This window comes from Antrihabitans spumae (genome assembly GCF_043944905.1).
In the GTDB taxonomy this organism is placed as follows: domain Bacteria; phylum Actinomycetota; class Actinomycetes; order Mycobacteriales; family Mycobacteriaceae; genus Antrihabitans; species Antrihabitans spumae.
In genome coordinates this window covers 1-1,072 of the sequence record NZ_JBIMSN010000185.1, presented here as the reverse complement: position 1 = coordinate 1,072, position 1,072 = coordinate 1, and the positions used below count along the sequence as shown (strand labels likewise).

1 protein-coding gene is annotated in these 1,072 nt (G+C 66.8%); it reads left to right on the top strand.

Annotated features, from left to right (window positions below; all coding sequences use genetic code 11):
* Positions 1 to 976, top strand: a 976-nt coding sequence (locus tag ACHIRB_RS31065) for a tyrosine-type recombinase/integrase (RefSeq protein WP_395127853.1), incomplete at its 5' end; no start/stop codon positions are given.
* Positions 977 to 1,072: the final 96 nt, after the last annotated feature.

Below are 1,072 nucleotides of genomic sequence, written 5' to 3'. Positions count from 1 at the left end.
CGGTCGCCGCGCCAGCGAAATCCGCACCTGCGACTTCGACTGTCTTTCCGCAGTGCCCGACCAGCCACAGGCGGGCGAGGCTCGGGCACTGACTCGGTTCCACTACGCCCAGAGCAAGATCGACGTCGCCCCCGACACCATCCTGGTCGACCGCGAGGTCACCGAAGTCATTGCCGAACAACAATGTTGGGTGCGAACCCAGCACCCGGACCGCAGCAGGCGCTACCTGTTCGTGCAGCGCAACGGCAACCGTTCCGGCATAAAACCCTATCCAAGCGGCACCTACAACTGGGTGCTGCGCACCCTGAGCGACCTCGTCGCGATCACCGACTCGAAGGGACGACCGGTCCGGCTCAGCCGCACCCACCGGTTCCGACACACTCGCCTCACTCGACTCGCCGAGCTCGGACTACCGGTGCACGTGCTGCAGCGCTACGCCGGGCACGCCACACCGACGATGACGATGCACTACATCGCGGCTCGTGACGAACACGCCGAGCAGGCATTTCTGGCCACCGCAAAACTGCGCGCCGACGGCACTCGCATCCAGTTGTCCAGCGACGACCACGACAGCCTGCACCTGTTTGCGCGGGCGGACCGGTTCCTGCCCAACGGCTGGTGCATGCTGCCGCCGTTGCAGTCCTGCGACAAGGGCAACGCCTGCCTGACCTGCTCGGTGTTCGTCACCGATGCCTCCCACCGGCAGGTGCTGCAACGGCAGTTACGCGACACCGCCGACCTGATCGACCGCGCCACAACCGAATTCGAGAAGCGTCACCACCAGCCAATGCCCGAGGACAATGTTTGGCTCACTCAGCGCCGAGCCGAACATGCCGCCCTCACGCGGCTGCTCGAGACGCTCGACTCGGCGCCCGACGCTGCCGCCCACGGCGCCACACCGGCACGCCGCGAGCCCTCCGCCGGCCCAGTCGCTCTGACCCTCGACCTGTCCCGACATCGAAGGAGCCGACCGTGACCGACATCCGAGATCGGCGCATCGCCGTGCTCGACGCAGCAGCGAAAGCCAAGTCGCAGAACAAGACCCGAGACGCCGAGGACGCGATCCGTCGCC